Below are 25,989 nucleotides of genomic sequence, written 5' to 3'. Positions count from 1 at the left end.
ATGGAACAGACCCTGATCCGACTCTGGGAAGAACAGAAGGCGGTGATCATCGCGCTCGCAGTCGCCGTGATCGCGCTGCTCAGCTGCGTCACGGTGGTGGGCGAGGAAGAGCAGGCCGTGATCGTCCGGCTGGGCGAGCCCAACCGCGTCGTCAACCGCTTCCGCCCCAACGCCGATTTTGGCCAGACCGGCGCAGGCATCGTGCTGCGCATCCCCTTCTTCGAGCAGGTCGTGCGGATCGACAAGCGAGTCCTCGATGTCGACATGGAGCGCCAGCAGGTCACTTCGGCGGACCAGCGCAGGCTCGAAGTCGATGCCTACGCGCGGTTCCGCGTGATCGATCCGGTCAAGATGTATGAGACGGCCGGGACCGTCGACAAGGTTGCCGAACAGCTCCAGCCGATCCTCAATTCGGTGCTGCGGCAGGAACTAGGCAAGCGCACCTTCGCCTCGCTGCTCACCGCTGATCGCGGGCAGGCCATGGTCAACATCCGCAAGGGCCTCGACCGCGAGGCGCGCGAATATGGCGCACAGGTGATCGACGTGCGGATCAAGCGGGCGGACCTGCCCGATGGCGCGCCGCTCGATGCCGCCTTCACCCGGATGACCACTGCACGCCAGCAGGAAGCCGCGACGATCCGGGCCGGAGGGCGCAAGAATGCGCAGATCATCCTCGCCACGGCCGAAGCAGAGGCCGCCAAGACCTACGCCGAGAGCTTTGGCAAGGATCCGGATTTCTACGACTTCTATCGCGCGATGCGCAGCTATGACGCGACCTTCGCGCAGAAGGGCAGCAGCACCTCGATCGTGCTGTCACCCGACAATGCCTATCTGCGCCAGTTCAAGGGCGTGAAGTAACCGCACGCGAACCGGGTCGTGCATGTTATTCAATGCCGGTTAAGGCGCGCGGATGTGAAAGCAACGCGCGCGGAATCGGAACCGGGGATCAGGGGCGCAGTCCGCCCGCCGCTGAAATGAAGAGGAATTGCCACGTGCGATATGCTTACGGAGTAACTACAGCGCTGCTCCTCGCTGGCAGCGCGCTGACCCTGACCACGGGTTTCCCTGCCGGTGCCCAGGTGGCGCAAAACGATTCGGCGAAGATCCAGGCAGTCGTCCCCCGCGTCGGTGCCCCGGCCAGCTTTGCCGACCTTACGCAGCAGCTGCAGCCGGCAGTGGTCAACATCTCGACCCGCCAGCGCGTCAAGGTTCAGAACAACAATCCCTTCGCCGGAACGCCGTTCAGCGATCTGTTCGGCGGGGGGCAGGGTGGTGGCCAGCCGCAGACGCGTGAGGCGCAGTCCCTGGGTTCAGGCTTCATCGTCTCGGCCGATGGCTATGTCGTCACGAACAACCACGTGATCACCGCCGAAGGCCAAGGTGAGATCGAATCGATCACCGTCACCATGACCGATGGCACCGATTATCCGGCCAAGCTCATCGGCCGTGATGCCGCCTCCGACCTTGCCGTGCTCAAGATCACCGGCAGCAAGCCCTTCCCGTTCGTGAAGTTCGGCGATTCGCGCAACGCCCGGGTCGGTGACTGGATCATCGCCATCGGCAATCCGTTCGGCCTTGGTGGCACCGTCACCAGCGGCATCATCTCTGCAGTCTATCGCAACACCGGGTCGGGCTCGGCCTATGACCGCTATCTCCAGACCGACGCCTCGATCAACCGGGGCAACTCGGGCGGCCCGATGTTCGACATGTCCGGCAACGTGATCGGCATCAACAACGCGATCTTCTCGCCCACCGGCGGCAGCGTCGGCATCGGCTTCGCGATCCCCGCCGAAATCGCAGCCCCCATCGTCGAGAAGCTGCGCAACGGCCAGCCGATCGAGCGCGGTTACCTCGGCGTACGCATCCAGCAGCTTTCGGATGACCTTGCCGCCAGCCTCGGCCTTGCCAAGAACCGCGGCGAGTTCATCCAGTCGGTCGAACCCAACCAGGGCGCGGCCAAGGCCGGTATGCAGCCGGGCGATGTCGTCGTGCGCGTCGACGGCAAGGACGTGACACCGGACCAGACCCTGTCGTTCATCGTCGCCAACACGGCCCCCGGCAAGCGCATCCCGATCGAGCTCATCCGCAACGGCCAGCGCCTGACGGTGCAGGCGGTGGTCGGCAAGCGCCCGAGCGAGGAAGAGCTTGCCCAGCAGACCTTCGATCCCGAAGCGCAGCAGGGTGATGATGGCGGCTTCGGAGGCTCCGGCAAGCCCAGCAAGCCGGCAGGGCCCGTCGTGCAGCAGGCACTCGGCATCGCCGCGATCCCGCTGACCCCGCAGATCGCCCGCCAGCTCGGCGCGAGCGAGGAGACGAAGGGCGTGGTCATCACCGCGGTGGACGATTCGGCGGACGCGGCGGCCAAGGGTCTCCAGCGCGGCGACATCGTGCTTTCGGCCAACTACAAGCCGGTGGCGAGCGCAGCCGATCTCGAAGCCGTGGTGCGCCAGGCCAAGACGGAGAACCGCGAGGCGGTGCTGCTGCGCATTCAGCGCCGCGGCCAGCCGGCTGTCTATCTGCCGATCCGCATCCGCTGATCGCCAAACGGTACGCATGAGGGGCTGGCGGAGACCACATCCGCCAGCCCCTTTGCGTGTGTGCCGATAGGGCGATCCAGTCAGGGAGGCCGGGCGCTCCGCAACCACGATCGGCGTCGAAGCTCGCTTGCGCAGCAGGCGCAGACTTCCCTCTTGGCGCCTGTCCGTGGCCCCTGTGCTGCAGGCCGTGGTCGATGGGGCGATCAGCCCTGGTTCGACTTGGGTGTCGATGCCGGTTTCGGACGGGGCCGCGCGGGCTCGGTCTGCTTGCCGGTAGCGCGGCTCAGGAAATCATCGCCCGCCGCCGGCGGCGCATCGGGCACGGGAATGCCTTGCTCGCCGCTTGGCACGGCCCCATCACCCGCCGGGGCCCGGTTCTGGGCGCCCGGCTCAACGATGTTGCCATCGGGATCGGCGTAGAAATAGCCGTCCGGATTGGACTGCATCACTTCGTCATCAGGTTCAAGTTGCCACTGCGGCAGCTTGACCTCGGTATCGAAGCGTTCCGGCGGACGCTTGGACGTGGCGATCTTCATGTAGGCGGCAAAGGCCCGGGCCGGCGCGGTGCCGCCCTGCAGCCCCGGCACCGGATGCGCGTCATCGCGGCCCATCCACACGCCGGTGGTGATCCCGCTCGAGAAACCGAGGAACCAGCCGTCCTTGTTCGAGCTCGTCGTGCCGGTCTTCCCCGCCACGGGCCGTCCGATCTGAGCGGCGCGGCCCGTGCCGATGCTGACGGCCGATTGCAGCAGGTCGGTAATCCCCGCCGCGACATAAGGCGGCACCAGTTGCTGCACCGGATCAGGCCGGTGGCTGTAGAGAACCTCGCCCTCGGTCGAAGTGATCTTGCGAATGCCGTAAGGCGTCACCGCGTTGCCCTTGGCCTGCACCGCAGCGAAGGCACGCACCATGTCGATCACCCGCACGTCCGATGTGCCGAGCACCATCGAGGGCAGCGTGTTGATCGGCGTGGTGATGCCGAAGCGGCGCGCCATCTGCGCGACCGCACCGAAGCTGACCTCGTTGCCGAGTTGCGCGGCCACCGTGTTCTTCGAATAGGCGAAGGCGCTGCGCACATCGATCTCGCCGGCATAGGTACCGCCCGAATTGCGCGGGCTCCACCCGTCGATCGTCACCGGCTCGTCGCGTACCTTGGCGTCCGGCGTATAGCCCGCCTCGAGCGCGGCGAGGTAGACGAACAGCTTCCACGCCGATCCGGGCTGGCGCACCGAATTGACCGCCCGATTGTAGTTCGAGGTCACATAGTCGGTGCCGCCGACCATCGCCACCACCGCTCCGTCGCGGTCGAGGCTGACGAGGGCACCTTGCGCGCCCTTGGGCACGTTGCCCTGGATGGCATCGGTTGCGGCGCGCTGCGCGGCGGGATCAAGGGTGGTCCACACCTCGATCGGCTGGTCGTTGTCGGGCAGCAGCAGATCGAGCTGCGGCAGCACCCAGTCCGTGAAATAGCGGGCCGAGTTCTGGCCCTGCTCGGCGGCAAGTTTGACGCCCTTGAGATCGACCGCCGCCGCTTCCGCCGGGGTGATCTTGCCGGCTTCCTGCATCGTCTGCACCACAACCTTGGCGCGGTCGACCGCGGCGGCCGCATCGGCGGTGGGCGAGTAGTGCGAGGGCGCCTTGACCAGCCCGGCGATGATCGCCGCCTCGGGCAGGCTCAGCTCCTCGCCCGAATGGCCGAAGAACTTGCGCGCCGCCGAATCGACGCCATAGGCCCCGCCGCCGAAATAGACCTTGTTGAGATAGAGCTCGAGGACCTGCTGCTTGGTGAACTTCTGCTCGATCGCCATGGCCAGCAGCGCCTCGCGGATCTTGCGATCAAACGTGCGGCTGTTGTTGAGGAAGATGTTGCGGGCCAGCTGCTGGGTGATCGTCGAAGCACCCTGCCGCCAGTGGCCGCTCTGGATGCGCACCCACACCGAGCGCGCAATGCCGATTGGATCGACGCCCCAGTGATCGTCGAACCGGCGATCCTCGACCGAGATGATCGCATTCTTGAGGACTTGCGGAATGCGCTCGTAGGGCACCCAGTGCCCGTAACTGGGCCCCAGCGTAACGATCTCGGACCCGTCGCTGGCGCGCACCACGATGGTCTGCCCTGTCTGGGTCGACTTCATCCGCTCGTAGCTGGGCAGCGAGCGCTCGGTGACGAAAACCGCCACGGCGAGCACCATTGCCGCCAGCAGCGTGGCCGCGACGGTCCAGACGAACAACCGGCGCAACCAGCGGCCGAGGAACGAAGGCTCCTGCGGATCACGCGGCTGGCGCGAAGAGCTGCGCTCCGGATCGGAGCGGCGGGGCAGATCCCGTCTGGCCATCAGCTTTGCATCAGCTCCCTCATCCGGCGCGCACGCCGTCCCTCGGCGCCTGATGCATAGGCGATTTGGAACACAGGGTTAACCCGCTGGATACGTCTGGGCCGGGGACAAGCGCATATCGCACGCGGCGAAATGCCGGCATTCACTCTTCGGGGGTGAATTCGAACGCGGCGCTGTTCATGCAGTAGCGCAGACCCGTGGGTCCGGGCCCATCCGGAAACACATGGCCAAGATGCCCGTCGCAACGCGCGCAGCGCACTTCGGTGCGGACCATGCCGTGGCTCACATCGCGGTGCTCGTCGACAGCTTCCGGTTCGACCGGCGCGGTAAAACTCGGCCAGCCCGAACCGCTGTCGTACTTGGTCGCGGATTCGAACAGCGGCGCACCACAGCCGGCGCAGTGGTACTGCCCGGTCAGCTTGTTCTTTTCGTACTTCCCGGTGAACGCCCGTTCGGTGCCGCCCTGCCGCAGGACCTGATATTGCTCCGGCGAAAGCCGCGCGCGCCATTCGGCATCGGTCAGGTTCATCTTGTCGGGCATGGATCGGATCTCCTCTGGCTTCCGCAATATGGATCCGCCCGCCGCGCGGGACAAGGCCGTGCACCGAAACTTTACCGCACTTGCCCTATGGTCCGAGCCTTCTTGCGGAGGTCCCGAATGGGTCGGCGTGGTTTTGGCATTGGCGCGATCATGGGCGGCTTCAGCACCTACATGCTCGCCAAGCGCACGGAGCTGATGGGTGACCTCGCGCCCGCAGGATCGGACGTGCGCCTGACCTACCATATGGTCGCACTCGCGCTGATGGCTGTCGCGCTCCTGATGTTCATCCGCGCCGGGCTGACCATCGTCCGCACCTTGACCGGCCGCGCTAGGAAGCCGGCGCAGAAATCTGCGCGCGGCTTTGCCGCCGAACCCGCCGAGCCGTCCTCGTTCGACGCCGATGCCGCGCTCGCCCGCTACGTGGAGCGCAAGGCGCTGGAACCGAAACCCGTCGCGAACCCGGAACGGCAGCCGGCCCCGGTCCACCGCGGATTCGGCCGCAAGGCGGTCTGATCCCCGCGCCTAGTTGAGGTGCTCGACGATGAGCACCGTCCCGTCATGCCCGGCGATGCGCATCCGCGTGCCGGGCTGCGCATCGGGGCCACGAACCAACCATTCCGTATCACCATGGCGCACGCGCCCCATACCGCCCTCGATCACGTGGGTGACCACCGCGCTCTGGCCGACGATCTGGCCGCCCCGGTCGTTGAGCAGGGGATCGGCACTCGTCACCGGATGGCGAAGCACCCAGCGCCGCCCCGCCGCTAGCGCAAGCGCGCAGAGCAGGGCGAAGAGGATGACCTGCGTCTCGATCCCGACCGGCATGGTCGCCGCGACCAGCCCGGTCACCAGTGCGGCTGCCGCCAGCCAGATCAGGAAATAGCCGGGCGCCAGAATCTCGGCGATGGCCAGCGCCACGCCCAGCGCCATCCAGCCCCAGTTCAGGCCGAAAAGCTCTGTCAGCATCGCCATCGGTTCAACCCTGCACCGGCGGCGCCGGCGGGTTGGATGGAGGTGGCGGCGTGGGGGCCACGCGCGGAACCCGCGGGCTGGCCGATGGTGCGGAGGGGCCGCCGGGCTTGCCGATCGCATCGCCGATCAGATCACCGATGCCGCCCAATGCACCGACAAGCTGCGTGGCTTCGATCGGGAACAGGATCGTCTTGGCATTGGGCGAGGTGGCAAATTCCTTCACCGCCTCGACATACTTCTGCGCAACGAAATAATTGAGCGCCTGCGTGCCGGACGAGGCGATTGCTTCGGAAACCACCGCAGTCGCCCGGGCTTCGGCCTCGGCCGAGCGTTCGCGCGCCTCGGCATCGCGGAAGGCCGCTTCCTTGCGGCCCTCGGCCTCGAGGATCTGCGCCTGCTTCTGGCCTTCAGCCTTCAGGATTTCGGACGCGCGCGAGCCTTCCGCCTCGAGAATCTGCGCGCGCTTCTCGCGCTCGGCCTTCATCTGGCGGGCCATCGCATTGGAAATGTCCGCCGGCGGGCGGATGTCCTTGATCTCGACGCGGGTGATCTTGAGACCCCACGGCGATGTCGCGTGATCGACCACGTTCAGCAGCCGCGCGTTGATCTCGTCGCGCTTCGACAAGGTCTCGTCGAGGTCCATCGAGCCCATCACCGTGCGCAAGTTCGTCGTGGTGAGCTGCATGATGGCAACATAAAGGTTCGACACCTCGTAGGCCGCCTTGCCCGCATCGAGCACCTGGAAGAAGACGATCGCATCGACGCCGACCATCGCATTGTCGCGCGTGATGATCTCCTGCCCCGGAATGTCGAGCACCTGCTCCATCATGTTCACCTTGTGACCGACCCGGTCGATGAAGGGCACGATGAAATGCAAACCTGGCTGCGCGGCCAGCGCATAGCGGCCGAGCCGCTCGATCGTATAGACATGGCCCTGGCGGACAACGCGGATGCCGGTCGCCAGATAGACCACCGCCAGCCCGACGATCAGGATCAGCACCGCTTCCACGTCATGTCCCCCCAACGCTTGTCTGCGTGCTGTGCAACCTACCGCAGCCGCAGCGTTTTAGTAATGCGATTTCGCATCCGGTGCGGCGAGTTCATAACAATGCGCGATGTCGTAGTTGTCGACCCCGCCGGGCCGGGTCGCGGCTTCCTTGCGCATGGCCTCACGCGATGTCTCGATCGCCGCATCGGCACCGTCTCCGCTCATCCCTCCGGCGATGAAGGCATCATGCGCACGCGCGGCGAGCACCTGCGCCAGCGTCTGGAGATCGCGGGCGGCGGCCCCGTCGGGCGCCCTCGTGCGTTCTTCCTCCCACGCCAGCGTCAGAATCGCGGCGCATTGGCTAAGGTCGGGCGTTTTCAGCGGCGGAACCCTTGCATCGAGCCGGGCAAGGCACGGTGTGACTTCGGCGACGAGGGCGCGGTCGGGGTCAGCCGCCGCGCGGCGCTGCATCGCGGAAACGTCGGCAACCAGGAGGTCGCGCACCGCCTCCTGCGTCATCCCGCCCTGCCCGACCGCGCGGGTGCCGGCCTCGGCAAAAAAGCGCTTGCCGCGCACCGCCAGGGGCGGCAGCCGCATCGCGGCCGCGCTCCCACGTGCCTGCTCGGTCGCGGCAATCGCGAAGGCGGCGGCACAGTGCAGATCGATCCGCAGGTCGGGATCCGGCATACCGGCCCGAGCCGGAGCAGGCGCGGCCGCGAGCGGCGCCGACAGCAACGCGCAGATCAGGGTGGCAAAGGAGAGAAAACGCAGCATCCGCGGCAGCATAGGCGCAGCCTTGCAAGGCGTCTTCCCAAAAGGTGACGGCACAAAAAAACGGCTGCGGGCAGTCCAGGGAGACTGTGCCGCAGCCGTGCGAGTGGCGCGCTTAAGGGTGTGGGTGGAAGGCGCGCTGAAGAGACGTTGAAATCGATACCGTGTAGCGGCGTTCAACCCTTCGGCGTGTTGCAGCGCGCCATGTCCTCCGCCGCCAGTTCGCCCTTGGGCGTGGCGAAGCGGCTGATCGTGCCGACCTTGGCGGCGAGCTTGGTGCACACCACGACCGGGCGGGCGGTGTCCTGGCCGGCCGAGCAGGTATCGCCGGCGCAGTTCCACAGCACGTCGCCCAGCATCAGCTTGGCGGGCTTGGCGACGGGTGCGGCGAGCGTGACCGAGTAGTAGCCATCGGCAGCACGGGCCGGTCCTGCGGTGGCCACGAAGGTCGTGGCGGTGCCGACGAGCGCGAGAACGGCCGGGAGCAGCTGAGCGAACAGGCTGTGGCGGGTGGCGATCATGAATTTTCCCCTTGGGTCTTGGTCTGACAACGTGTTGCCCGGAAACTGCGGGGGTAGCGGTTCCGGACCGGTGCAGCCCCACAAGGGTCCTGATGCACCGGTCCGGAACCGCCGGGTGGAGAGGATGCGATTTCCGTTGCGAATCGATACCTACTTCAATAGGTTTCTAGTTGCAACTAGAAACTTACATTGCCCTGCAGAATGAGGTATGTCACAAAGCGTCATGGGAAAACTTCGCGAATCCCTCGCCGATCTCGCCGCTTGCGGCCTCCCCTGCGCCCTTGAGGCGATGGGAGAACGATGGTCGTTCATGATCCTCAGGGCTGCCTTCAACGGCATCTACCATTTCGAGGAATTTCTTGAATCGCTCGGGATCGCCCGCAACATCCTGTCTAACCGGCTGTCGCGGCTGGTCGAAGCGGGCATTCTCAAGCGTGAGCATTGCGCGGATGATCGCCGCCGCATCGAGTACCGGCTGACACCCAAGGGCCTCGATCTGCTCCCCGCCATGCTGGCGCTGCGCCAATGGGGCGAGAAATGGGAAATGAACGTGCCGGCCAATCCCGTCCTGTGCGATTGCCGCGATGGTATGCCGATCCTGCCGATCACCATCCGTGCGCATGACGACCGCGTGCTCGAAGGCGCAGATCTCATGTGGCGCGAATGGTCGGATATCGAGGCGGGCAAGACGGATGCGGCAGCGCGGCTGCGCGCCGCCACCTGAAAAAAGCGGGCCGCCGCTTTACCTGAACGCTCGGGCCGTTCCGGGGGCAGGAACCTTAGGCCAGACGCTTGGCAAGGCGGCGACCCTCAACGTCGGCAGTGGCAGGGACTGGATGCCGGCTGCCTCGAACGTTCGGGCATGGGTAGATGTCAGCGCGCGGCGACCTTGACCGCGCTGTGGTGCGAACCGCGATCCGCCATCATCTGCTGGGCCGACTGCAGCGCATCGCGATAGCAGCGGCGCGCTTCCATCGCCTCGGCCAGCGGGTGCGGCCCGGCGTTGTTTTCGCAGACGGCCGAAGCCGCGCGGCGCAGGCGGGCATCGAACCTGGCCTGTCCGGCCGCAGTCGCGAGGTCGAGGTCTGCGTAGGACACCAGGCGGTGCGCAACGATCAATTCGGGGTTGGCCGGCGCTTCGGCGGGATGGGCAAGGGCGGGCTGGGCGGCAAGCACCAGACCGGCGAGGCCAGCGGCGATCAGGGAAGTCTTGAGCATGGCAGTTTCCTCAGCTTGGGTTGCACGTTGCGCCTGGCCGCTGCGGGCGGATCGGCGGTAAGGCGGTGGTGGGGCTGGCCAGTTCCGATCCAGGAGACCTTGCCACCTCCGCATGACCATCTTTCTAGGCAATTCCCGCAGGCCCCGCAGCGCAGGCTCGACCGAGCCGTCCATCCTGCCGACCAACCGCCCGCGCGTCCGACCAACCGCCAAGCCGCGTCCACGAGCGACAGGTCCTGTCGCCATGTGCCCTGGCCGGCCGCGTGACAGCACGGGCCCAGCCGCCTATCCTCGACGCCGAATGGCGATTCTGATCATCTTCCTGCTTGGCGTCGGCAATTTTGCGCTGCATCGCGCCCTTCTCGACAGCGGCCACCCCTTGCTCGCCCAGATGCCGTGGCTCACGCACGCGCTCACCCGCAATCTCTCGCTCCTGGTGGAGCTCCTGATTTTGGTCGGCGGGCTGCTCCTGGTATCCCGTGGGCTCGTCTGGGGTGCGCTCGCCTATCTCTGCTACAGCCTGCTCAATGCGATTTCGGCTTGGCTAATCCTTTCGGGCCGGGTTTAGGCCGCTGCGATGATCCGCCTTTTCCACATCAGCGATGTCCATTTCGGCCTTGAGGACAGCGAGGCGCTCGGCTGGGTGGCCGCGTGCGTGGCGCGCGAGCGGCCAGATGCCGTCGCTATCACCGGCGATCTCACCATGCGGGCGCGGCACCGGGAATTCGCTGCCGCCGCTGCCTGGATCCGCGGCCTCGGCGTGCCGGTCACGGTCGAGGTCGGCAACCACGACCTGCCCTATTTCAACCTCGCCGAGCGCTTCCTCGATCCCTATCGGCGCTTCCGCGCGCTGCAGGACGCGGTGGACCACGGCATCGCGCTGCCGGGGCTTTCGATCATCCCGCTCAAAACGACCGCCCGCGCCCAGCTGCGGCTCAACTGGTCGAAAGGCCGTGTGAGCGAGCGGAGCCTTGCCGCCTGCCTCGCCGCGATCGATGCCCTGCCGCCGGGCACCCGCGCGCTCGTGGCCTGTCACCACCCGCTGGTCGAGACCGGGACGCGTGGCAAGGCCCTCACCCGCGGCGGCACACAGGCGCTGGCCGCGCTGGCGCAGCGCGGCGTGCTGGGCGTGCTGTCAGGCCATGTGCACGACGCTTTCGACATCCTGCACCCTACCGAGCACGGGCCCGTGCGGATGATCGGCGCCGGTACGCTCTCGCAGCGCCTACGTGCGACGCCCGCGGGCTTCAATGAATTGATCGTCGATCAAGTCGGGTTGACCGTGCGGATGCGTCAAGCAGCGGAACCCAAAGCCAAAACAGCGCTATTATAATTAAAGTTATAATTTTTGCCATCTAGTTTGATATGGCCTCACTCGGTATCCTTCACGCGAAGTTCGGTGATTCTTTACCATATCTGCCGAAATCCGGCTGAATGCCGGCATTCCTGCATTGCAAAAGATGTCCCATCCTTAACGGATCGCGGCGCGGGACGGGCAACCTTGCTCCGCGTATTCTCCACCGAAGCGGAGGTATTGGCGTTCGCAGCGAGTCAATCGTCAACAGGTCTCCCCTGCGCGAAATCATTCAAAAATCCCTAAAAGCATATGTTATTTAATTACTTAAGTTAACATCCTTGGGAGGGTCTGCGGCGGAACCGCCGACCGCAGCGCTTCACGCAGTTGGAGGCCCCATTGCCCAACACCGCCACCATTTCCGATGATCGGCACTCCATGCAATCAGAGCCCAGCCAGATCCGCTATCTCTCGATGAACGACCTACACCGCGATACGCGTGATGCCTGGCTGCAACGCGCCTTTGCCAGTTTAGAGCAGCACACCTTCGTCGATCTCGAAACCCGGTTTCTGTCGATCGCCGAGCAGGACTATGAAACGCTGATCATCGGCGGCAACGATCCGGTGCGCGCCGCGCGCTTTCTCAGGACCAACCGGCCTATCCTGGCGCGAAAGGTCAAGATCGCGCTCATGCATGGCAGCCTTGCCAGCAAACGCGCCAAGGCGATCAACGCAGGCTTCGACGACGTGTTCGACAGCGCGCGGATGAGCCCCGAAGAAGCCGTGGCCCGCTGCGCGGCGATCCTCTCGCGCTATCAGGCGGCTGCCCACCAAGCCCGCGCCGAGCAGGAGCTGGCGAGTTCACTCGAGCGGGTGGCCCACCTGCAACTCCTCGGCAAGCGCGAGCGCCAGCTGCTAACGCTGCTTGTCAACCGGCTGGACGAGCCGGTTTCCCACTACAAGCTCAGAGCCGAGCTTGGCCATGGCGGCGACGAGATGTCGTACAACTACCTCAAGGTCCTCGCCTCGAACCTGCGGGCCAAGCTCAAACCGCCCTATGTGCTCGTCCCCGGCGGACAGGGCTCCTACAAGATTACCAGCCTGTAGTGTCACGAAGAGAAAGCGACATTGACTTTCCGGCAGTGCCAACCCATATCAACGAGGCTAACGTCGCCTGCGACGGATTTTCTTGAGCCGGATCTTCGATCCGTGCCGAATTTTCCCCTCTCACGCCACCAGCACCGGCTGCACTGTTTGCTGCCGCGTACCCTGTTCTTGTGAAAGGGGCCAAGATGCCCGCAGACCAACGTTCATGTCCCTTCGCCGCTCCTGCCCACAACATGGCGGGCTGAACCATGGCGAAAGAAGATGTGATGACCCTCGACGGCCAGATCGACGAGATCCTGCCCGATGGCCGCTTCGGCGTGATGCTGGAAAACGAACACCGCATCATCGCCTATACCGCAGGCAAGATGCGCAAGTTCCGGATCCGCTCGATCGTGGGAGACCGGGTGAAAGTGGAAATGACGCCTTACGACCTCACCAAGGGCCGGATCGTCTTTCGCGAAAAGGTCGCGGGTGGCGGTGGCGGCGGGGCGTTCAAGAAGCGGCGCTAGCGCCACACCAGACACGGGCGGCCAACCAAGCGCGCAGGCTTTCCTGCCGCGCGCCGCTCACACTTACTCTCAACACATCGGCGCGCCATGCGCGCCAGGGATTTTCATGCCACCGATTTTGATCACTACGCACGCCTACACGATGAGCCATACCTTCCAGCCAGCCCGCCGGATCGCTCGGATAGACCAACGGCCTGCTCGGGCCCGGCGCACCTCACCGGTGCTGACCCCGCAGGAACTGCGCCAGGCCGTCGAGCAGATGGTCGACTGAGCTGGCCGGCCCCGAACACGGAAAAGGCCCCGCCGAGCGCGCTTCAGAAGCGCGGCCGGCGGGGCCTTTTGCCATGCGGTCGCCCGCGAGCGTTTACTTGGCGGCTTCGCTCGCTTCGGCGCTGGCGTCCGCTGCAGGAGCGGAGGCATCGGAAGCCGGTGCCGCCGCAGCCGCTTCAGCGGCGGGAAGCGGAAGGTTGCTGCCTTGCGAATTGAGATAGAGGATCACGTTCGCACGCTGCATCGGATCGCTGAGGCCGGCGAACGACATCTTGGTGCCGGTCGCATACTTGGCAGGCGAGGTCAGCCATTCATCGAGGCTGGCGAAGTCCCACTTGCCGCCCTTGGCCTTGAGCGCATCGGAGAAGGCATAGCCGCCGCGGCCCTGGCCCTGGGCTTCACCCACCACGCCCCACAGATTAGGGCCGATGCCGTTGGCCCCGCCCTGCGCGATCGTGTGGCACGCCTTGCACTTGCCGAAGATCACCTCGCCCTTCGACATTTCAGCCTTCGCCATGCGCATGCCGATCGGCTCGGCCGCCGCGGCGCCTGCGCCGCCTTCGGCTTCGACGCCTTCGATCACATAGCCCATCTTGGCCGGGCGGTTTTCCTTGTCAGCCAGGAAGTAGTGGCCCGAAAGGCTCGAAAGCCCCAGCGCAACGATGCCGCCGAACAAGGTCCAACCGGCAATGGTATTGAAACGATCGTCCATTCCGAGCCCCATATGGAGAGTGCGCTGCCCGCGTGGCACACGCGAATTTTCGCCGCCGCTCTAGTCACGCCCCAGCCCCCGCGCAAGAGTGATTGCAATAGGTTGAGCCACAAGAATCGCATGGGTGCATCCGCTTGGGCCATGCGAAAGCGCCTTGCCGGGCCCAGCATGGCGGCTTAAGCGCCTCGTTCCATGGCCAGCTACCCCGCACCCGCCGCACGCCTCGTTGCCGAAATGACCGAGGCCGCCTCCTCCGATCCGGCGCGCGCGGTCGCCTTCCAGGGCGCGCCCGGCGCCAATTCGCACCGCGCCGCGCTCGAAGCATTGCCGCATTGCCTCCCGCTGCCCTGCTTCTCGTTCGAGGACGCGCTGGAAGCGGTGAAGGATGGCCGGGCCGGCCAGGCGATCATCCCGATCGAGAATTCGCAGCACGGCCGTGTTGCCGATATCCACTTCCTGCTGCCTGAAAGCGGCCTGTCGATCGTCGGCGAGCACTTCATGCCGATCCATGCCTGTCTAATGGGACTTGGCACCGGGCCCTTCACCAGCGCCTACAGCCACCCGCAGGCGCTCGGCCAGTCGCGCCACTACCTCAGGACGCACGGCATCGTGCCGATGGCCTATGCCGATACCGCTGGCGCTGCCGCCTACGTCGCCGAACTGGGCGACCCCGCCACTGCCGCGATCGCCCCGCGCATCGCCGCCGATCTTTATGGCCTCACACTGGTCGAGGAAAACATCGAGGACGCGCACGACAACATGACGCGCTTCGTCATGCTCGCGCGTGAGCCGCTGGACCTTTCGACAATCACCGGGACCGCCATCACCACCTTCATCTTCGAGGTGCGCAATATTCCTGCGGCGCTCTACAAGGCGCTCGGCGGTTTTGCGACCAACGGCGTCAACATGACCAAGCTCGAAAGCTATCAGCGCGGCGCGAGCTTTGCCGCCACCGCCTTCTTTGCAGATATCGTTGGCGCACCGGGCGAACCGGCGGTCGACCGGGCGTTCGAGGAGCTTTCGTTCTTCGCCAAGGACCTGCGCATTCTCGGCACCTATCCCCTCGAGCGCGTGCGGGGCTGAAACCAAAGCGGCGCGATAATCGCTTGCCCCCGGACCGGGCGGCATGCGACCACTAGCAACCGTGGCAGGTGGACCGGGACTGGACAAGGCCGAAGCTGGCGGACGCGCATGGGAAGCAGCGCGCGCCATGGGCGATATCCAGTACGCACCGCTGCCGGTACCCCCTAAGGAAGACCCGCCCGAATGGCTGGTCGAACTCCTCAAGTTCTTCGCCAGGCTGTTCGAACCGCTGGGCAGGCTGATGGGCGGCAACTGGAGCTGGATCGAAGGGCTCCTCGCCGTGCTGGGCGTTGCCGGCGCGATGTGGATTCTCTGGACACTGTTCCAGCGCTGGCAGCTGGCCCGCGCGCTCACCCGGCCGGCCGAGGAGCATCTGGTGATCGATCACGCCGCTGCGCTTGCCCTGCTTGCGGATGCCGATGCGCTCGCTGCCGCGGGCCGCTTTGACGAGGCGGTGCATCTCCTGCTCCAGCGCAGCGTCCATCATATCGCCGCGGCGCGGCCCGATTGGCTCAGCCCATCGAGCACCGCGCGCGAGATCGGCCTCATCCCCGGCCTTCCCGCTGCCGCGCGCCAGGCCTTCACGCTGATCGCGCGTGAAGTCGAGCGCAGCCTCTATGCCCTGCGCGCGCTGGCCGCCGATGATTGGCAGCGTGCGCGCGCCGCCTATGCCGCCTTCGCGCTGGAGCAGGTCGAAGGCCGCAAACTCGGGGGTGCGTCATGAACGGCCCCACGTTCGGCCGCACCACCACCCTAGGCGTCGTGCTGATCGGCGCGCTGGCCTTCGTGACATTGCTCTACTGGCTCGGCACTGGCGGCGGCGCTGCCAACAACGGTGGCGATCACGCCGGCGGGCGGGGGCTCAATGGCTACGCTGCGCTGGCCGCCATGCTGGAGGCCGACGGGGTGACCGTGCATCGCGCCCGCAGCAAGGATGCGCTCAACACCCGGGGTCTGCTCGTGCTCACGCCGCCGGCACAGGCCAAGGGCAGCGACATCGCCAGGATTGTCTCCGCCCGGCGAAACCTCGGCCCTACGCTGGTCATCGCTCCGAAATGGCGGACGATGCCGGACTTCCTCAATCCTGCCGCCAAGCGCGGGTGGACCCGGATCGTCGGTACCCGCCCGCCCGAATGGCGCGGCTACCATGACGACCTTGCCGTCGACTTCGTCAAGGACGCGGCGCATGGCTGGACCGGTGCCGGCACAATGTCGGCCTTCCATGGTCCGCTGCCCGATGATCGCCAGGTGCAGGCAGGCGCGGGGCCAGGGCTGGAGGCACTGATCGAAACGGCGGATGGGCACATCCTCGCCGGCTATCTCTCCGGCGATGGCAGCAATCCCGCGCTCGAGGGGTGGATCGGCATGCCACGCCAGCCCGCTGCCGACCCGGACGAGGCAGACGCGAACGACACCTTCACGCGCAGCTATCCGGTCGTGCTGGTGTTCGAGCCGGACCTGCTCGACAACTGGGGCCTTGGCAACCGCGACACCGGACTGATGGCGCAGCGCCTCGTCTTCGCCGCCGCTGGCGGACGGCCCGAAGAGGTGACGTTCGACCTCACGCTCAACGGTCTCGGGGCGAGCCGCAACCTGCTCACGCTCGCGTTCGAGCCCCCCTTCCTTGCGGCCACGCTTTGCTTTTTCATGGCGCTGCTGGCAGCGGGCTGGCGCGGCTTCAACCGCTTCGGCCCGCCCCGCGTGGCGACGCGCGAGATCCCGCTCGGCAAGACCGTGCTGGTGCGCAACACCGCCGGGCTGATCCGCCGCGCCCGCCGCCTGCGCCTGATCGCCGCGCCTTATGCCGATGCCGCGCGAGAGCGGCTCGTCCATGCGCTCGGCCTGCCGCGGGGCCGGACGCCGGACGAGACCGATGCCGCGATCGACCGGCTGCAGGACCGCCTCGCCACCACCGGGCCGCGCTGGTCCGAACTCGCCGCGCGCCTGCGCCTCGCCCGCCGCCCCGCCGACGTGGTGCAGCGTGCCGCCGCCTTGCAACGCCTTGAAAAGGACCTCACACCATGACTCTTGAAGACGTCCGCGCCATGGCCGGCGCCATCCGCGCCGAAGTGGCCAAGGCTGTGGTGGGGCAGAACGAAGTGGTCGATCATCTGCTGATCGCGCTGCTCGCCGGTGGCCACGTCCTGCTGGAAGGCCCGCCCGGCACCGCCAAGACCCTGCTCGCGCAGAGCTTTGCGCGCGCGCTCGGCCTCGATTTCGGGCGCATCCAGTTCACGCCGGATCTGATGCCCGGCGATATTCTGGGCTCGAACCTGTTCAACTTCCAGACCAGCCAGTTCACGCTCACGCGCGGGCCGATCTTCCACGAACTGCTGCTGGGCGACGAGATCAACCGCACGCCGCCCAAGACCCAGGCTGCGCTGCTCGAGGCCATGCAGGAACGCCGTGTCACGCTCGACGGCGAAACCTATGCGCTGTCAGACCGCTTCATGGTCGTGGCGACACAGAACCCCATCGAAAGCCAGGGTGTCTATCCGCTGCCCGAAGCGCAGCTCGACCGGTTCCTGTTCAAGCTGCTCGTCGATTATCCCAGCGCGGAGGAGGAAGCCCGGATCGTCACCCGCTTCGGCGCCGGACGCGGCGCGCCCAGCCCGGCGGCGCTCGGCGTGAGCGCGGTCACCGGTGGTGAGGCGATCGCGGCGGCGGTGGACGCCGTGACCACGGTGACCATGGCCGAAACGGTGGTCGACTACATCGTCCGCCTGGTGCGGGCAACGCGCGAAAGCGCCGACCTTGCCGCCGGCGCCAGCCCGCGCGCCGCAGTCGTGCTGGCCGGTGCCGCGCGCGCCCGCGCCGCGCTCGACGGGCGCGACTACGTGATTCCCGACGATGTGAAGGCGCTTGCCATCGCCGTACTGCGTCACCGCATGCTGCTCAGCCCTGCCGCCGAGATCGAGGGCCGCGCAGCCGAAACCATCGTCGCCGACCTCATCCAGCGCACCGAAGCGCCGAGATAGCGGCCTTGACGCTGCGCTGGCCCTTTCCGGTCTTCTACCCCTCCGCCCGCGCGGCGATGCTGCTCGCGCTGGCAGCGCCGGTGGCGTTGGTCGTGGCCACCGCCGCACCGCGGGCGTGGCCTGATGCCTGGGTCGCCGCGCCGGCGCTGGGCGGTGCCGTGCTGGTCATGGTTTTGCTCGATGCGCTGCTCGCGCCCGTGCTGGCCGGCGTGCGCGTGATCGTGCCGCCCGGCGGCGAAGTGGGCGAGCCGCTCCACCTCACCGTACTCGCCGATTTCCGCGTCGATGCGCCGCGCGCTGCGCCAGTTGCCGCACTCGCGCTGGATCCGCGGCTTGCACCGGGCGGCCGACTGGTTGCGCCGCTCGCACGCAATGGCGCCGTCTGGAGCGTTACGGCCGAAACCATCCCGACCCGGCGCGGGCTCGGCATGGCGGAGGCGGTCTGGCTGCGCTGGGATGGCCCACTCGGCCTTGCCACCCGCCAGGTCCGCCAGAGCCTGGGCGCCGAAGTCCGCATCCGCCCCAATCTGGCCCCGGCGCGCAGTCCGGCGCTGCAACTGTTCCTGCGCAACGCGCAGTTCGGCATGGTGGCGCGCCGTATCCGGGGTGAAGGCACCGAATTCGAAGCGCTCGCCGAATATGAGGCGGGCATGGACCGCCGCCGGATCGACTGGAAGTCGTCCGCTCGCCATGCGCGTCTCTACGCCAAGGAGTTCGAAACCGAGCGCAACAACCAGATCGTGTTCGCCTTTGATTGCGGGCAGACGATGTGCGAGCCGATCGCCGGGCTCCCTCGCATCGACCGCGCCGTCACCGCCGCGCTCACCACCGCCTGGATCGCATTGGGCGCGCAGGACCGCGTCGCGGTCTACGGCTTCGCCTCGCGTCCGCAGGTGATGAGCCCGTTCGTCACCGCCCCGCGCGACTTCCGCCGCCTGCAGGATGCCGCCGCCGCGCTGGATTACAGTGCCGAGCAGCCCAATTTCACGCTTGCGCTGTCCACGCTCGCCGCACGGCTGCGCCGGCGCTCGCTGATCGTGGTGTTCTCCGAATTCACCGACCCTACCAGCGCCGAACTGATGATCGAATCGATGCGCCGCCTTGTCGAGCGCCACCGCGTCATCTTCGTCGTCATGGCCGATTCGGAGCTTGCCGATTTCGTCAGCGCCCCGATCCGCAGCGCGCAGGATGCCGCCATGGCCGTGACGGCCACCACCCTCCAGCACCAGCGCACGCTCGTGCTGCAACGCCTGCGCCGAGCCGGCATCCTCGTGGTCGAGGCGCCGCACGCACATATCGGCAACCGCCTGCTCGATGCCTATCTGGGTGTGAAGCGCGCCGGGAGCCTGGGATGAACGAGGCGGCATCGACCCTCATCGGCCGGCTCGGCTCGTGGTTCAGCCCCGCCGCCAGCGCCGAAATCGCCGCCGCCGAGGACGCGGCGCTGCGCTCTGACCGCTTCCGCCTCGAGCGCGAAGGGGAGTGGAAGCGGCTCGAGGCCATCGTCAACCGCATCGAAAGCGGGCGTCTGCGCCGCATTTCCGACGAGGATCTGCTCGCCCTTCCCGCCCTCTACCGCACCGCCGTCTCCAGCCTTGCCGTCGCGCGCGAAACCTCTCTCGATGCCGAAACGCTGGCGTGGCTCGAAGGGCTGACCCGCCGCGCGTGGTTCATCGTCTATGGCCCGCGCGCCGGGCTGGGAGACTGGCTGCTGCGCTTCTTCGGCGGCGGCTGGGGGGCCAGCGTGCGCGCGCTCGGGACCGATATCCTGATCGCGCTGGCGCTGATGGTCACCGGCACCATCGCCGGCTGGCTGCTCGTGGCGAGCGATCCCGACTGGTACTATGCCCTTATGCCCGGCGGCGTCGGCGATGCGCGGGTGCCCGGTGCGAGCCGTGCCGTGCTGATGGGCACGCTGTTCGGGCAGCAGGACCAGCAGGGGTTGTCCGTGTTCGCCGCGTTCCTGTTTTCCAACAACGCGCAAGTCGCGATCCTCGCCTTCGCGCTGGGTTTCGCGTTCGGCCTGCCCTCGGCGATGCTGCTGATCCAGAACACCACAATGGTCGGCGCGCTGGTCTGGCTGTACCATGGTCAGGGCCTCACCCTGGAAATCATTGGCTGGCTCGCGGTCCACGGTACCACCGAACTCTATGCCATCCTGCTGGCGGGCGCGGCAGGGCTGCATATCGGGCGCGCCATGGCCTTCCCAGGCGAAGCTGCCGTCCTCGATGCCGCCGCCGCTGCCGGCAGACGGAGCGCGCAGGTCATGGTCGGCGTCGTCCTCATGCTGATCGTGGCGGGCCTGCTCGAAGCCTTCGCCCGTCAGATGGTCAACAACACGGCGGGCCGGCTGATCGTCGGCGGCTTCATGCTCGTGCTGTGGACCGGCTACTTCTTCGTCTGGCGCGGCAACGCGCGGGAGATCGGCTGATGGCCCGCCGGACCGGTGCCTCACGTCAGCGCACGGTGATAACACCCGAAGGCGTGGCCTTGCCCTTCGTGCTCGCCACCCGCACGGCGCGGGCCGCAGCGCTGGTGATCGATCTCGGTCTGATCGTCACAGTCATGATCGTCACCACCCTCACGCTCATCTGGCTCGGCCGGGGTATCGGCCTCGAGGGCGGGGCAGCCATCAATGCCAGCAAGTCCCGCGCGATCCAGGCGCTGGTGATCGTGTGGCTCATCGCGATGTTCCTGCTGCGCAACGCGTGGTTCCTGTTCTTCGAGCTTGGCCCGCGCGGTGCCACGCCCGGCAAGCGCCTGACCGGCATCCGCATCGCGGCGCGCGGGACCGAGCGCCTCACCACCGAGGCCGTGATCGCCCGCAACATTGTGCGCGATATCGAACTGTTCATGCCGGTCGTGTTCATCGGCGGTGCGTTTGCGGCCGGCAGCGATACCGACGTGGCCGGCTGGGCCGGTGCGGCGTGGTTCGCGATCTTCGTGCTGTTTCCCTTTTTCAACCGCGATGCGCTGCGCTGCGGCGATGTGATTGCGGGCACCTGGGTGGTCGAGGCTTCGCGCCGCAAGCTGGGCGAAGCGCTCTCGGTCAGCGCACCGCCCAGCGCCGCCGATCAGGCCTTCACGTTCACGCCCGAAGAACTCGCGGTCTACGGGGAGTATGAACTCCAGACGCTCGAACGCGTGCTGCGCGATGGGCGGGGCCCGGCGCTGGACGACGTAGCCGATGCGATAAGCCGCAAGATTGGTCGTCCGTTTCCCTATCGTGCCGAACGGGTATTCCTCGAAGCCTACTACCTGCAGCTGCGCGCGCACCTGGAGCAGGGAATGCGCCTCGGCAGGCGCAAGGCGGACAAATACGCGGCCTGAAGCAAAACCGCGCCGGAGGGTCCCACGGCGCGGCAGCTGTCATCAGGCCGTCAGTTGCGCCATTTCCAGCTGCGCATCAGGATTGAGCCCATCTGTGTGCGATACTTGGCTCGATCGGCCGATGCCGATTGGAGCTGCGCATTCGTGGTCGCCATGTACGACGTGTAGGCGTCCTCCCGCTTCTGCTCTTCGGCTGGATCGGCAAACTTGGCGAAGCGCGTGATGAGGTAGTAGTCCGGCTCACCCGGCCGCTTGAACTCGTTGGTGAGGATCTCGTAGCCGGTGATCCAGCCCTGCTTCACCGCAAAATCCTGCCCCTTGCGCCACATGCCGGCGAGGTGGTTGATGTAGTCGAGGTCGTGGCCGTCATCGACGCTGATCATCGATACCGAAACATAATCGCCGGGAACGACCGGGTATTGCTGGGCGCTGACAGCGACCGGGGCGGCGCAGGCGAGTGCCACCGCGGCCATGGCGGCTAAACGAAGCGATTTCATGCGATATCCTCCTGAGACAGCGCACCGGGGTGCGCCATTGGTTGCAGCCGGAAAGTCGGGCGAACCGTTCTGTCTCAACGTCAGGCGGGCGGACGCTGCGCCCCTTTGGAAAGATAGTCAATCAGCCGAATATGCCGACCACGCGGAGGCCCGCGCTGTCCGCCTGCCCCCGGAACATGCCGGGTGTGGTGAAAGCAAAACCGGTCTCACCGCCGGGCGTCGCGTAAATCACCCCGCCGACGCCGCCCATCAGGCCTACTTCGTCCAGCACCGTCTCGGTCGCTGCCTGCGGCCCTTCGCCGCCGAGCCTTATGCGCGCACAGATCTCGTGCGCTACGGCGGCGCGGATGAACTGCTCGCCAGAACCTGTGCAACTGATCGCCGCCGCGCGGTCATCGGCATAGGTACCCGCACCGATCAACGGGGAATCGCCGATGCGGCCCCAGCGCTTTCCGGTGAGGCCGCCCGTCGAGGTCGCTGCCGCGACATGGCCGCCCGCATCCACCGCCACTGCACCGACTGTGCCGTACTTCAGCCCCGCATCGAACCAGCCAAGTTTCTTCGCCTTCATTTCCTGCAATTGCTGCCAACGCGGCTCGGTGGCGAACCAGTCCGGATCGACCTGCTCCACATTCTGCTCGCGCGCAAACTCCTCGGCTCCCGCGCCGCTCAGGAACACGTGCGGGCTTTTCTCCATCACCGTACGGGCGAGGTGAACCGGATTGCGCGTATGCGTCACCCCGCAGACTGCGCCGGCCCCGCGCGTCCGGCCGTCCATGACCGCCGCATCGAGTTCGTTGGTGCCGTGATAGGTGAACACCGCGCCGCGCCCCGCGTTGAAATGCGGATCGTCTTCCAGCGCCGCCACCGCCGCGCAGACCGCGTCCAGCGCACTCCCGCCTGCCATCAGCACGGCCCGACCCGCATCGAGCGCCACGCCCAGCGCCGCTTCGTGCGCGGCAACAGCCTCTGCGTCCATCGTCTCGGGCGTCATCGATCCGGCCCCGCCATGGATGGCAATGGCCCAGCGGCCTGTGGTTTCACTTGTCTCGGTCATGGTCCACGCGATAGCAGATAGTCCGGGCAAGACCAGCGGGGGACACATGATCGGAGGGCTGACTATCACCGAAGACGATCTCTCCGCCGACGATGTGCGTGCCCTCGTCGCATTGCATCTCTCCGGCATGCACGCCGAAAGCCCCGCCTGCAAAGTCCACGCGCTTCCCCTCGAAAAGCTGCGCCAGCCCGGCGTGACCTTTTTTGCCGCCCGCATGCATGGCGCCCTCGCCGCCATCGGCGCGATCAAGCACCTCGATGATACCCACGGCGAACTCAAATCGATGCGCGCCGCCCCCGAATGGCGCGGCAAGGGCGTGGGGGAGGCGGTGCTCCGGCACTTGCTCGCCGTGGCGCAGGCGCGCGGCTACACCCGCGTCAGCCTCGAAACCGGGCGAACCGAGGCCTTCGCGCCGGCCGTGGCGCTCTACCGCAAGTATGGCTTCGAGGAATGTGCTGCTTTCGCAGAATATGTAGTCGATGATTTCAGCCAGTGCCTGTCGCTGGCACTGTGACTGCTAGGGTGTAAGCCATCGCACAGCATTGGTATAGAAGCTGGCGATGGGTTTGCTGAATGCATCAAGCGCCGGGCTAAAGCGGGCGCGCTTCATCAGCAGATCACAGGTCAGCTTGATGAAATCGGGCGACATCGTCGCCTGCTGCACAAAGCATTGGGAGGGCATTCCATCCGCACCCACCATCAAACGGAAGCGGACGATGGCATTTGCACCCTTGGCAAGTGCACCCTTCGGATAGTCGACGGACGTAAGCCAGTTGCCGGGCGCGCCTTTGGGTGCCACGTGCCTCACAAGCGCATACTGCTGCGCCGGATCGAGACCCCAGTCTCTGACCAGCGACGCCATGCACGTCCGCATCGCGCCAAGCGGCGCTTTCATCGAACCGGTGTGGAGCGAGAAGCGCATCGAACTGACGGCAATGTGCGCCTCGGTGATGGCCTCTTCCTGCTCGGCAGTGCTCTGCTGCATTTCCTCAAACGTGCCTGCCGCACGGCGACTGGTGGACCGGTTCAGAATATCGCGCGGACCGGTCATCACGATTGCGGTGTTCTCGGGCCCCAGCGTGCCTGTAATCCCGTCACGAAGTTCGCCTGCGGGCAAGCCAGGACCGAAGGTCACGGACACCGGAACTCTGGGAACCGCGAAGCGCTTGAAACGCTTGCCGACAAGCGAGAGGTCCATCACGCCGGCGGGCTGGTACTGGTCGAGGATCAGCACGACTTTTTCGTCATCCGTGCCGAACGCACGGGCGAGGCGGCAAGAATCGTTAGCGTAGTTGAGGACCCACTTGTCCGATGGCTCAAGCACTGTGTCAGCAGCACGTGCGGATAGCGGGCAAATGGCGATGATCGCCAACAAGGCCAAGAAGGGTCGCCAGAACGGGGTCATGGGCCGAAATTATATCTACCCCCCGCACCAGCCAAACAGAAAAGGCTCCACCGTGGTGGAGCCCTTCCCGTGTTTCAGTCCTGAAGCGAAGCTCAGAGCTTGCCGGTTAGTTCCGGCACCAGCGTGAACAGATCGCCGACGAGGCCGATGTCCGCGACCTGGAAGATCGGGGCATCCTCGTCCTTGTTGATGGCGATGATGGTCTTCGAATCCTTCATGCCCGCGAGGTGCTGGATCGCGCCCGAGATGCCGACCGCGATGTAGACTTCCGGTGCCACGATCTTGCCGGTCTGACCGACCTGGTAGTCGTTGGGAACATAGCCCGCGTCGACCGCTGCGCGGCTCGCACCGATGCCGGCGCCGAGCTTGTCGGCGAGCGGAGTGATCACGCTCTGGAAGGTTTCCGCATCCTTGAGGGCCCGGCCACCCGAGACGATGATCTTGGCCGAGGTCAGTTCCGGACGCTCGCTCTTGGCAATTTCCGAACCGAGGAAGGTCGACGTGCCGGAGTCGCCCGCAGCCGCCACGGTTTCGACCGCAGCCGCACCGCCGGTCGCATCCGCCTTGGCAAAGGCGGTGCCGCGCACCGTGACGACCAGCTTGGCGTCGGTCGATTCGACTGTGGCGATCGCGTTGCCGGCATAGATCGGGCGGGTGAAGGTCTTGGGGCCTTCGACCGAGAGAATGTCCGAGACCTGCATCACGTCGAGCAGCGCGGCAACGCGCGGCGCGATGTTCTTGCCGGTGGTCGTGGCAGGCGCGACGAACGCGTCGTAATCGGCCATCAGGCCGGCGACGAGCGGCGCCACGTTCTCGGCGAGCGCATTGGCATAGGCCGCGTCATCGGCCTTGAGCACCTTGCTCACGCCGGCGATCTGCGCGGCGGCGGCGGCAGCGCCATCGCAGCCCGCGCCCGCGACCAGCGCGGTCACTTCGCCGATCTGCGCGGCGGCGGTCACGACGGCAAGCGTCGCGTCCTTGATCGAAGCGTTGTCGTGTTCGACCCAAACAAGCGTCTTCGACATCAGGCGACTCCCATTTCCTTGAGCTTGGCAACCAGCGCATCCACATCGGGCACCTTGATGCCCGCGCTGCGCACCGGCGGTTCGGTGACCTTGAGCGTCTTGAGGCGCGGCGCGATATCGACGCCGTAGTCCGCCGGCGCCTTGGTCGCGAGCGGCTTGGACTTAGCCTTCATGATGTTGGGCAGCGAGGCGTAGCGCGGCTCGTTGAGGCGAAGGTCGGTGGTGACAATGGCGGGCAGCGCCAACTTCACCGTTTCCAGACCGCCATCGATCTCGCGCTTCACGACAATGCTGTCACCCTCGACCGCGATCTCGTTGGCGAAAGTGCCCTGCGGACGGCCCAGCAGCGCGGCGACCATCTGGCCAACCTGGTTGGCGTCGTCGTCGATCGCCTGCTTGCCGGTGATGATCAGGCCCGGCTGTTCTTCATCGGCCACGGCCTTGATGATCTTGGCCACCGCCAGCGGCTCGACTTCGTCTTCGCTGACGACGAGGATCGCGCGGTCCGCACCCATGGCGAGCGCGGTGCGCAGCGTTTCCTGAGCCTTGGCCGGGCCGACCGAAACCGCCACGATCTCGGTAACCACGCCCTTTTCCTTCAGGCGAATGGCTTCCTCGACCGCGATTTCGTCGAACGGGTTCATGCTCATCTTGACGTTGGCAAGGTCAACCCCCGTGCCATCCGCCTTCACGCGCGGCTTCACGTTGTAGTCGATCACCCGCTTCACGCAGACCAGGGCTTTCATCGTGTCAGGCCTTTCTCAAACTTGTGGCGCGCGCATAAGTGGCGCTTACGTAAACGTCAATCTAGCCAAAAGCCCATGCAGGAATGTGAGCA

General features: G+C 66.3%; 30 protein-coding genes. 17 read left to right on the top strand and 13 right to left on the bottom strand.

All coding sequences use genetic code 11. The annotated features are described in order from the left end of the window. The gene (gene hflC / locus AQZ52_RS03960) at window positions 1-858 is read left to right on the top strand and encodes a protease modulator HflC (RefSeq protein ID WP_067906593.1); all 858 of its coding nucleotides are present in this window, start codon (window positions 1-3) and stop codon (window positions 856-858) included. Between the two features lie 134 nt (window positions 859-992). Further along, window positions 993-2,537 carry a Do family serine endopeptidase gene (locus AQZ52_RS03955; protein ID WP_240481441.1) on the top strand — a complete coding sequence of 515 codons (1,545 nt, stop codon included), beginning with the start codon at window positions 993-995 and terminating at the stop codon, window positions 2,535-2,537. Window positions 2,538-2,740: 203 nt separating this feature from the next. Here the strand turns inward: AQZ52_RS03955 and AQZ52_RS03950 are convergent, their stop codons facing one another. Beyond that, entirely contained in the window at window positions 2,741-4,873 is a 2,133-nt protein-coding gene (locus tag AQZ52_RS03950) for a transglycosylase domain-containing protein (protein ID WP_067906592.1), read from the bottom strand. A 142-nt stretch (window positions 4,874-5,015) separates the two neighbouring features. Then, complete coding sequence (gene msrB / locus AQZ52_RS03945; RefSeq protein ID WP_067906591.1) at window positions 5,016-5,414, bottom strand: peptide-methionine (R)-S-oxide reductase MsrB; 399 nt, start codon at window positions 5,412-5,414, stop codon at window positions 5,016-5,018. A 117-nt stretch (window positions 5,415-5,531) separates the two neighbouring features. On the opposite strand from msrB, the gene AQZ52_RS03940 reads away from it, so the two are divergent. After that, window positions 5,532-5,927 carry a hypothetical protein gene (locus AQZ52_RS03940; RefSeq protein ID WP_067906590.1) on the top strand — a complete coding sequence of 132 codons (396 nt, stop codon included), beginning with the start codon at window positions 5,532-5,534 and terminating at the stop codon, window positions 5,925-5,927. 9 nt (window positions 5,928-5,936) lie between these two features. Here AQZ52_RS03940 and AQZ52_RS03935 read toward each other — a convergent pair whose 3' ends face one another. The 4 genes from AQZ52_RS03935 to AQZ52_RS03920 form a co-directional block, all read right to left on the bottom strand. Further along, window positions 5,937-6,386 carry an NfeD family protein gene (locus AQZ52_RS03935; RefSeq protein ID WP_240481440.1) on the bottom strand — a complete coding sequence of 150 codons (450 nt, stop codon included), beginning with the start codon at window positions 6,384-6,386 and terminating at the stop codon, window positions 5,937-5,939. A 4-nt stretch (window positions 6,387-6,390) separates the two neighbouring features. Continuing rightward, window positions 6,391-7,395: an SPFH domain-containing protein gene (locus AQZ52_RS03930; protein WP_067906589.1), complete on the bottom strand. Its 1,005-nt coding sequence runs from the start codon at window positions 7,393-7,395 to the stop codon at window positions 6,391-6,393. Between the two features lie 57 nt (window positions 7,396-7,452). Then, on the bottom strand, window positions 7,453-8,160 hold the full coding sequence (locus tag AQZ52_RS03925) for a hypothetical protein (RefSeq protein WP_067906588.1): 708 nt from the start codon (window positions 8,158-8,160) through the stop codon (window positions 7,453-7,455). A 161-nt stretch (window positions 8,161-8,321) separates the two neighbouring features. Further along, window positions 8,322-8,666: a DUF8200 family protein gene (locus AQZ52_RS03920; protein WP_067906587.1), complete on the bottom strand. Its 345-nt coding sequence runs from the start codon at window positions 8,664-8,666 to the stop codon at window positions 8,322-8,324. Between the two features lie 223 nt (window positions 8,667-8,889). On the opposite strand from AQZ52_RS03920, the gene AQZ52_RS03915 reads away from it, so the two are divergent. Further along, window positions 8,890-9,390, top strand: coding sequence for a winged helix-turn-helix transcriptional regulator (locus tag AQZ52_RS03915; protein WP_067906586.1), 501 nt, complete (start codon window positions 8,890-8,892; stop codon window positions 9,388-9,390). A gap of 149 nt (window positions 9,391-9,539) precedes the next feature. Here the strand turns inward: AQZ52_RS03915 and AQZ52_RS18705 are convergent, their stop codons facing one another. Then, window positions 9,540-9,884 carry a UrcA family protein gene (locus tag AQZ52_RS18705; protein ID WP_067906585.1) on the bottom strand — a complete coding sequence of 115 codons (345 nt, stop codon included), beginning with the start codon at window positions 9,882-9,884 and terminating at the stop codon, window positions 9,540-9,542. A gap of 301 nt (window positions 9,885-10,185) precedes the next feature. On the opposite strand from AQZ52_RS18705, the gene AQZ52_RS03905 reads away from it, so the two are divergent. The 5 genes from AQZ52_RS03905 (at window position 10,186) to AQZ52_RS18405 (ending at window position 13,065) form a co-directional block, all read left to right on the top strand. Further along, window positions 10,186-10,452: a hypothetical protein gene (locus tag AQZ52_RS03905; RefSeq protein WP_067906584.1), complete on the top strand. Its 267-nt coding sequence runs from the start codon at window positions 10,186-10,188 to the stop codon at window positions 10,450-10,452. A gap of 9 nt (window positions 10,453-10,461) precedes the next feature. Further along, on the top strand, window positions 10,462-11,217 hold the full coding sequence (locus AQZ52_RS03900) for a metallophosphoesterase family protein (RefSeq protein ID WP_082697537.1): 756 nt from the start codon (window positions 10,462-10,464) through the stop codon (window positions 11,215-11,217). A gap of 399 nt (window positions 11,218-11,616) precedes the next feature. Next, a complete protein-coding gene (locus AQZ52_RS03895) occupies window positions 11,617-12,285 on the top strand; it encodes a response regulator transcription factor (RefSeq protein WP_067906583.1) in 669 nt (222 codons plus the stop codon). A 248-nt stretch (window positions 12,286-12,533) separates the two neighbouring features. Continuing rightward, on the top strand, window positions 12,534-12,794 hold the full coding sequence (infA, locus tag AQZ52_RS03890; protein WP_067906582.1) for a translation initiation factor IF-1: 261 nt from the start codon (window positions 12,534-12,536) through the stop codon (window positions 12,792-12,794). Window positions 12,795-12,912: 118 nt separating this feature from the next. Then, window positions 12,913-13,065: a hypothetical protein gene (locus AQZ52_RS18405; RefSeq protein ID WP_156424771.1), complete on the top strand. Its 153-nt coding sequence runs from the start codon at window positions 12,913-12,915 to the stop codon at window positions 13,063-13,065. Between the two features lie 93 nt (window positions 13,066-13,158). On the opposite strand, the gene AQZ52_RS03885 is transcribed toward AQZ52_RS18405, so the two are convergent. After that, window positions 13,159-13,776 carry a c-type cytochrome gene (locus AQZ52_RS03885; RefSeq protein WP_067909392.1) on the bottom strand — a complete coding sequence of 206 codons (618 nt, stop codon included), beginning with the start codon at window positions 13,774-13,776 and terminating at the stop codon, window positions 13,159-13,161. 192 nt (window positions 13,777-13,968) lie between these two features. Between AQZ52_RS03885 and AQZ52_RS03880 the strand changes: the two genes are divergently transcribed. From AQZ52_RS03880 to AQZ52_RS03850, 7 genes are read left to right on the top strand one after another with little or no spacing between them, the layout of a single operon-like run. Next, window positions 13,969-14,859: a prephenate dehydratase gene (locus AQZ52_RS03880; RefSeq protein ID WP_067906581.1), complete on the top strand. Its 891-nt coding sequence runs from the start codon at window positions 13,969-13,971 to the stop codon at window positions 14,857-14,859. A gap of 43 nt (window positions 14,860-14,902) precedes the next feature. Further along, window positions 14,903-15,583, top strand: coding sequence for a hypothetical protein (locus AQZ52_RS03875; RefSeq protein WP_240481439.1), 681 nt, complete (start codon window positions 14,903-14,905; stop codon window positions 15,581-15,583). Further along, complete coding sequence (locus tag AQZ52_RS03870) at window positions 15,580-16,884, top strand: hypothetical protein (RefSeq protein ID WP_067906580.1); 1,305 nt, start codon at window positions 15,580-15,582, stop codon at window positions 16,882-16,884. Before AQZ52_RS03875 ends, AQZ52_RS03870 begins: the two co-directional genes overlap by 4 nt. After that, entirely contained in the window at window positions 16,881-17,837 is a 957-nt protein-coding gene (locus AQZ52_RS03865) for an AAA family ATPase (RefSeq protein WP_067906579.1), read from the top strand. The genes AQZ52_RS03870 and AQZ52_RS03865 overlap by 4 nt, the downstream gene beginning before the upstream one ends. Before the next feature lie 56 nt (window positions 17,838-17,893). Then, the gene (locus AQZ52_RS03860) at window positions 17,894-19,192 is read left to right on the top strand and encodes a DUF58 domain-containing protein (RefSeq protein ID WP_067909386.1); all 1,299 of its coding nucleotides are present in this window, start codon (window positions 17,894-17,896) and stop codon (window positions 19,190-19,192) included. Further along, window positions 19,189-20,268, top strand: a complete 1,080-nt coding sequence (locus AQZ52_RS03855) for a stage II sporulation protein M (RefSeq protein ID WP_067906578.1) — start codon at window positions 19,189-19,191, stop codon at window positions 20,266-20,268. Before AQZ52_RS03860 ends, AQZ52_RS03855 begins: the two co-directional genes overlap by 4 nt. Next, entirely contained in the window at window positions 20,268-21,167 is a 900-nt protein-coding gene (locus tag AQZ52_RS03850) for an RDD family protein (protein ID WP_067906577.1), read from the top strand. Before AQZ52_RS03855 ends, AQZ52_RS03850 begins: the two co-directional genes overlap by 1 nt. A 50-nt stretch (window positions 21,168-21,217) precedes the next feature. On the opposite strand, the gene AQZ52_RS03845 is transcribed toward AQZ52_RS03850, so the two are convergent. Both AQZ52_RS03845 and AQZ52_RS03840 read right to left on the bottom strand, forming a co-directional pair. Further along, window positions 21,218-21,664, bottom strand: a complete 447-nt coding sequence (locus AQZ52_RS03845) for a hypothetical protein (protein ID WP_067906576.1) — start codon at window positions 21,662-21,664, stop codon at window positions 21,218-21,220. A 121-nt stretch (window positions 21,665-21,785) separates the two neighbouring features. After that, window positions 21,786-22,721, bottom strand: a complete 936-nt coding sequence (locus AQZ52_RS03840) for an isoaspartyl peptidase/L-asparaginase family protein (RefSeq protein WP_067906575.1) — start codon at window positions 22,719-22,721, stop codon at window positions 21,786-21,788. Window positions 22,722-22,767: 46 nt separating this feature from the next. On the opposite strand from AQZ52_RS03840, the gene AQZ52_RS03835 reads away from it, so the two are divergent. Then, the gene (locus AQZ52_RS03835; protein ID WP_067906574.1) at window positions 22,768-23,235 is read left to right on the top strand and encodes a GNAT family N-acetyltransferase; all 468 of its coding nucleotides are present in this window, start codon (window positions 22,768-22,770) and stop codon (window positions 23,233-23,235) included. 3 nt (window positions 23,236-23,238) lie between these two features. Here the strand turns inward: AQZ52_RS03835 and AQZ52_RS03830 are convergent, their stop codons facing one another. The 3 genes from AQZ52_RS03830 to AQZ52_RS03820 all read right to left on the bottom strand — a co-directional run bounded on the left by AQZ52_RS03830 (window position 23,239) and on the right by AQZ52_RS03820 (window position 25,897). Next, window positions 23,239-24,126, bottom strand: a complete 888-nt coding sequence (locus AQZ52_RS03830) for an energy transducer TonB (protein WP_082697536.1) — start codon at window positions 24,124-24,126, stop codon at window positions 23,239-23,241. 92 nt (window positions 24,127-24,218) lie between these two features. Beyond that, window positions 24,219-25,151 (bottom strand): electron transfer flavoprotein subunit alpha/FixB family protein, encoded by a 933-nt coding sequence (locus tag AQZ52_RS03825; protein ID WP_067906572.1) that lies wholly within the window; start codon window positions 25,149-25,151, stop codon window positions 24,219-24,221. Next, on the bottom strand, window positions 25,151-25,897 hold the full coding sequence (locus AQZ52_RS03820) for an electron transfer flavoprotein subunit beta/FixA family protein (RefSeq protein ID WP_067906571.1): 747 nt from the start codon (window positions 25,895-25,897) through the stop codon (window positions 25,151-25,153). Before AQZ52_RS03820 ends, AQZ52_RS03825 begins: the two co-directional genes overlap by 1 nt. Window positions 25,898-25,989 lie beyond the last annotated feature (92 nt).

This window comes from Novosphingobium fuchskuhlense (assembly GCF_001519075.1).
Classification (GTDB): domain Bacteria; phylum Pseudomonadota; class Alphaproteobacteria; order Sphingomonadales; family Sphingomonadaceae; genus Novosphingobium; species Novosphingobium fuchskuhlense.
The sequence above is the reverse complement of the archived record's forward strand: the minus strand, read 5'-3'. Positions and strand labels throughout refer to the sequence as shown.

Coding starts and splice junctions, on each gene's coding strand:
- hflC (WP_067906593.1), top strand. CDS start 1: ATGGAACAGACCCTGATCCGACTCTGGGAAGAACAGAAGGCGGTGATC.
- AQZ52_RS03950 (WP_067906592.1), bottom strand. CDS start 4,873: ATGGCCAGACGGGATCTGCCCCGCCGCTCCGATCCGGAGCGCAGCTCT.
- msrB (WP_067906591.1), bottom strand. CDS start 5,414: ATGCCCGACAAGATGAACCTGACCGATGCCGAATGGCGCGCGCGGCTT.
- AQZ52_RS03940 (WP_067906590.1), top strand. CDS start 5,532: ATGGGTCGGCGTGGTTTTGGCATTGGCGCGATCATGGGCGGCTTCAGC.
- AQZ52_RS03935 (WP_240481440.1), bottom strand. CDS start 6,386: ATGGCGATGCTGACAGAGCTTTTCGGCCTGAACTGGGGCTGGATGGCG.
- AQZ52_RS03925 (WP_067906588.1), bottom strand. CDS start 8,160: ATGCTGCCGCGGATGCTGCGTTTTCTCTCCTTTGCCACCCTGATCTGC.
- AQZ52_RS03920 (WP_067906587.1), bottom strand. CDS start 8,666: ATGATCGCCACCCGCCACAGCCTGTTCGCTCAGCTGCTCCCGGCCGTT.
- AQZ52_RS03915 (WP_067906586.1), top strand. CDS start 8,890: ATGGGAAAACTTCGCGAATCCCTCGCCGATCTCGCCGCTTGCGGCCTC.
- AQZ52_RS18705 (WP_067906585.1), bottom strand. CDS start 9,884: ATGCTCAAGACTTCCCTGATCGCCGCTGGCCTCGCCGGTCTGGTGCTT.
- AQZ52_RS03905 (WP_067906584.1), top strand. CDS start 10,186: ATGGCGATTCTGATCATCTTCCTGCTTGGCGTCGGCAATTTTGCGCTG.
- AQZ52_RS03900 (WP_082697537.1), top strand. CDS start 10,462: ATGATCCGCCTTTTCCACATCAGCGATGTCCATTTCGGCCTTGAGGAC.
- AQZ52_RS03895 (WP_067906583.1), top strand. CDS start 11,617: ATGCAATCAGAGCCCAGCCAGATCCGCTATCTCTCGATGAACGACCTA.
- infA (WP_067906582.1), top strand. CDS start 12,534: ATGGCGAAAGAAGATGTGATGACCCTCGACGGCCAGATCGACGAGATC.
- AQZ52_RS03885 (WP_067909392.1), bottom strand. CDS start 13,776: ATGGACGATCGTTTCAATACCATTGCCGGTTGGACCTTGTTCGGCGGC.
- AQZ52_RS03880 (WP_067906581.1), top strand. CDS start 13,969: ATGGCCAGCTACCCCGCACCCGCCGCACGCCTCGTTGCCGAAATGACC.
- AQZ52_RS03875 (WP_240481439.1), top strand. CDS start 14,903: ATGCGACCACTAGCAACCGTGGCAGGTGGACCGGGACTGGACAAGGCC.
- AQZ52_RS03870 (WP_067906580.1), top strand. CDS start 15,580: ATGAACGGCCCCACGTTCGGCCGCACCACCACCCTAGGCGTCGTGCTG.
- AQZ52_RS03865 (WP_067906579.1), top strand. CDS start 16,881: ATGACTCTTGAAGACGTCCGCGCCATGGCCGGCGCCATCCGCGCCGAA.
- AQZ52_RS03860 (WP_067909386.1), top strand. CDS start 17,894: ATGCTGCTCGCGCTGGCAGCGCCGGTGGCGTTGGTCGTGGCCACCGCC.
- AQZ52_RS03855 (WP_067906578.1), top strand. CDS start 19,189: ATGAACGAGGCGGCATCGACCCTCATCGGCCGGCTCGGCTCGTGGTTC.
- AQZ52_RS03850 (WP_067906577.1), top strand. CDS start 20,268: ATGGCCCGCCGGACCGGTGCCTCACGTCAGCGCACGGTGATAACACCC.
- AQZ52_RS03845 (WP_067906576.1), bottom strand. CDS start 21,664: ATGAAATCGCTTCGTTTAGCCGCCATGGCCGCGGTGGCACTCGCCTGC.
- AQZ52_RS03840 (WP_067906575.1), bottom strand. CDS start 22,721: ATGACCGAGACAAGTGAAACCACAGGCCGCTGGGCCATTGCCATCCAT.
- AQZ52_RS03835 (WP_067906574.1), top strand. CDS start 22,768: ATGATCGGAGGGCTGACTATCACCGAAGACGATCTCTCCGCCGACGAT.
- AQZ52_RS03830 (WP_082697536.1), bottom strand. CDS start 24,126: ATGACCCCGTTCTGGCGACCCTTCTTGGCCTTGTTGGCGATCATCGCC.
- AQZ52_RS03825 (WP_067906572.1), bottom strand. CDS start 25,151: ATGTCGAAGACGCTTGTTTGGGTCGAACACGACAACGCTTCGATCAAG.
- AQZ52_RS03820 (WP_067906571.1), bottom strand. CDS start 25,897: ATGAAAGCCCTGGTCTGCGTGAAGCGGGTGATCGACTACAACGTGAAG.